The following is a 3,667-nucleotide window of genomic DNA, read 5'->3' as shown; positions in this document are numbered from 1 at the left end:
CCACCCACCCGCACCCGACCGACAAGCCGGAAGCCGGGAGTCGAGAGCCGGGGCGCAGCCCCACCCGCACCCCGCCGGGACAGCCACCGCGCGTAGGCTCGTGCTCCGGACTTCGAACGCCCGGGCCGACCTCACCCCTGGCGGCCACAGCAACTCAATGGAAGCGAGATTTCACCACCGTGACTGCTCTCACTCTCAGCACCGCCGCGGCGCCCGGTCTGCGTACCGACGCGATCGTCGTCGGTGTCGCCAAGACCACCGGATCCAACGGATCCAAGGGCGGTGACCTGGTTGTCGCGCCGGGTGCCGAGGCCGTGGACAAGGCGTACGACGGCAAACTCGCCGCCGTTCTGGAGACCCTCGGCGCCTCGGGCGGCGAGGGCGAGGTGACGAAGCTGCCCGCGCCGGCCGGTGTCAAGGCACCGCTCGTGCTGGCGGTCGGTCTCGGTGCCCTCCCGGAGAAGGACGACTCCTTCTCCGCGGAGACGCTGCGCCGCGCGGCCGGCGTCGCCGCCCGCGCCCTGGCGGGCACCAAGAAGGCCGCGTTCGCCCTGCCGATCGCGGACGCCGCGGACGCGGGCGCCGTCGGCGAGGGCGTGCTGCTCGGCGCGTACTCCTTCGACACGTACAAGGAGACCGCCAAGGACGGGAGCGGCGCCAAGAACGGCAAGGCCCCGCTCGTCGAGGCCGCGCTGCTCGGCGGCAAGCCCCGCGACAAGGCGTTCAAGGCGGCCGTCGAGCGCGCCACGGCCGTGTCCGAGGAGCTGAACCGGGCCCGCGACCTCATCAACATGCCGCCGAACGACCTGAACCCGGAGTCCTTCGCGGCCGTCGCGCAGGCCGCGGCCAAGGAGCACGGCATCAAGGTGCAGGTGCTCGACGAGAAGGCGCTGGAGAAGGGCGGGTACGGCGGCATCCTCGGCGTCGGCGCCGGTTCCGCGTCCGCGCCCCGCCTGGTGAAGCTGTCGTACACGTCCTCCAAGGCGAAGAAGCACCTCGCCTTCGTCGGCAAGGGCATCACCTACGACTCGGGCGGCATCTCGCTCAAGCCCGCCGGGCACAACGAGACGATGAAGTGCGACATGAGCGGCGCCGCCGCCGTGTTCGCCGCGGTCGTCGCCGCCGCCCGCCTGGGTCTTGAGGTCAATGTCACCGGCTGGCTCGCGCTGGCGGAGAACATGCCCTCCGGCTCCGCCACCCGGCCGGGCGACGTGCTGCGCATGTACAGCGGCAAGACCGTCGAGGTCCTCAACACCGACGCCGAGGGCCGGCTCGTCCTCGCCGACGCGCTCGCCAAGGCCTCCGAGGACAAGCCCGACGCGATCGTCGACGTGGCGACCCTGACCGGCGCGATGATGCTGGCGCTCGGCAACCGCACCTTCGGGGTCATGGCGAACGACGACGCGTTCCGCTCCGCTGTGCACGAGGCGGCCGAGGAGGTCGGCGAGGCGGCCTGGCCGATGCCGCTGCCGGACCACCTGAAGAAGGGGATGGACTCCCCCACGGCCGACATCGCCAACATGGGCGAGCGGTACGGCGGCGGTCTGGTGGCCGGGCTGTTCCTGAAGGAGTTTGTGAGTGAGGGGATCACCTGGGCGCACCTCGACATCGCGGGGCCGGCCTTCAACGAGCAGGCGCCGTTCGGGTACACGCCCAAGGGCGGTACGGGATCGGCCGTACGGACGTTGGTCCGGCTCGCGGAGTTGACGGCCGCGGGGGATCTGGGCTGACGCCCGCCCACCACTGACTCCACCGGCCCGCACCCGTCGTACGGCGAGTGCGGGCCGTCGTACGCGGCGCGTGCGTGGACGTCGTGCCGCGCGTGCGGGCCGGTGGGGGCCGGTCGCGCAGTTCCCCGCGCCCCTGTAGGTGGGCCTGAAGGCGGGCCCGTGTGATCGATCAGACGTCTCACAGCCCGGCCCGGCGTCCCGACTGTCGCCGACAAGTGCGAAGATGGGTCCTCGGCAGGACAGGGCCCACCACAGGGCCGAAGAAAGAGCGGCCACACCAGCCGCCGCCCGGTCACTGCAGACCGGCGCCGGCGCACATGCATGGAGGACGTGACGTGGCGAACGACGCCAGCACCGTTTTCGACCTAGTGATCCTCGGCGGTGGTAGCGGCGGCTACGCCGCGGCCCTGCGCGGAGCGCAGTTGGGCCTGGACGTCGCCCTGATCGAGAAGAACAAGCTCGGCGGCACCTGCCTGCACAACGGCTGCATTCCCACCAAGGCCCTGCTGCATGCCGGCGAGATCGCCGACCAGGCACGCGAGGCGGACCAGTTCGGTGTCCTGACGACTTTCCAGGGCATCGACATCAACGCCGTCCACAAGTACAAGGACGACGTGATCAGCGGCCTCTACAAGGGCCTGCAGGGCCTTGTGGCCTCACGCAAGGTGACGTACATCGAGGGTGAGGGCCGACTGTCGTCCCCCACCTCCGTGGACGTCGGCGGGCGGCGCGTCGAGGGCCGGCACGTGCTCCTGGCGACCGGCTCCGTGCCGAAGTCGCTGCCGGGCCTGGACATCGACGGCGACCGCATCATCTCCTCGGACCACGCGCTGACGCTGGACCGCGTCCCGAAGTCCGCACTCGTACTGGGCGGCGGTGTCATCGGCGTCGAGTTCGCCTCCGCGTGGAAGTCGTTCGGCACCGACGTCACGGTCATCGAGGGCCTCAAGCACCTCGTGCCGGTCGAGGACGAGAACAGCTCCAAGCTTCTTGAGCGCGCGTTCCGCAAGCGCGGCATCAAGTTCAACCTCGGCACGTTCTTCGAGAAGGCCGAGTACACGCAGGACGGGGTCCGCGTGACCCTCGCCGACGGCAAGACCTTCGAGGCGGAGATCCTCCTGGTCGCCATCGGCCGCGGCCCGGTCTCCGCCGGTCTCGGCTACGAGGAGCAGGGCGTCGCGACGGACCGCGGTTACGTCCTGGTCGACGAGTACCTGCGCACCAACGTGCCGACCATCTCGGCCGTGGGTGACCTGGTCCCGACGCTCCAGCTCGCGCACGTCGGCTTCGCCGAGGGCATCCTGGTGGCGGAGCGTCTTGCCGGTCTCAAGACCGTTCCGATCGACTACGACGGCGTGCCCCGGGTGACGTACTGCCACCCCGAGGTCGCCTCCGTGGGCATCACCGAGGCCAAGGCCAAGGAGGTCTACGGTGCGGACAAGGTCGTCGTTCTGAAGTACAACCTCGCGGGCAACGGCAAGAGCAAGATCCTCAAGACCGCGGGCGAGATCAAGCTCGTCCAGGTCAAGGACGGTGCCGTGGTCGGCGTCCACATGGTCGGCGACCGCATGGGCGAGCAGGTGGGCGAGGCCCAGCTGATCTACAACTGGGAGGCGCTGCCCGCCGAGGTCGCGCAGCTCATCCACGCTCACCCCACGCAGAGCGAGGCACTCGGCGAGGCCCACCTCGCCCTGGCCGGCAAGCCGCTGCACTCGCACGACTGACCGACCCTCGGTCAACTCACGACGCGACGACACAGACTTCCGCAATTCGTTAGGAGCAACCGAAACCATGGCGGTTTCCGTAACCCTTCCGGCGCTCGGCGAGAGCGTCACCGAGGGCACTGTCACCCGCTGGCTGAAGGCCGAGGGCGAGCGCGTCGAGGCCGACGAGCCACTGCTCGAAGTGTCGACCGACAAGGTCGACACCGAGATCCC

General features: G+C 70.1%; 3 protein-coding genes. All 3 read left to right on the top strand.

The annotated features are described in order from the left end of the window. Positions 1–179: 179 nt before the first annotated feature. Positions 180–1,730: a leucyl aminopeptidase gene (locus AOK01_RS10000; RefSeq protein ID WP_055510585.1), complete on the top strand. Its 1,551-nt coding sequence runs from the start codon at positions 180–182 to the stop codon at positions 1,728–1,730. A gap of 335 nt (positions 1,731–2,065) precedes the next feature. Further along, the gene (gene lpdA / locus AOK01_RS09995) at positions 2,066–3,454 is read left to right on the top strand and encodes a dihydrolipoyl dehydrogenase (protein WP_055510584.1); all 1,389 of its coding nucleotides are present in this window, start codon (positions 2,066–2,068) and stop codon (positions 3,452–3,454) included. A gap of 67 nt (positions 3,455–3,521) precedes the next feature. Then, positions 3,522–3,667 (top strand): biotin/lipoyl-containing protein (locus AOK01_RS40910; RefSeq protein WP_342671036.1); only part of this gene is annotated, 146 nt, incomplete at its 3' end.

The sequence above is a fragment of the Streptomyces aurantiacus genome (genome assembly GCF_001418335.1).
GTDB classification, from domain to species: domain Bacteria; phylum Actinomycetota; class Actinomycetes; order Streptomycetales; family Streptomycetaceae; genus Streptomyces; species Streptomyces aurantiacus.
The sequence above is the reverse complement of the archived record's forward strand: the minus strand, read 5'-3'. Positions and strand labels throughout refer to the sequence as shown.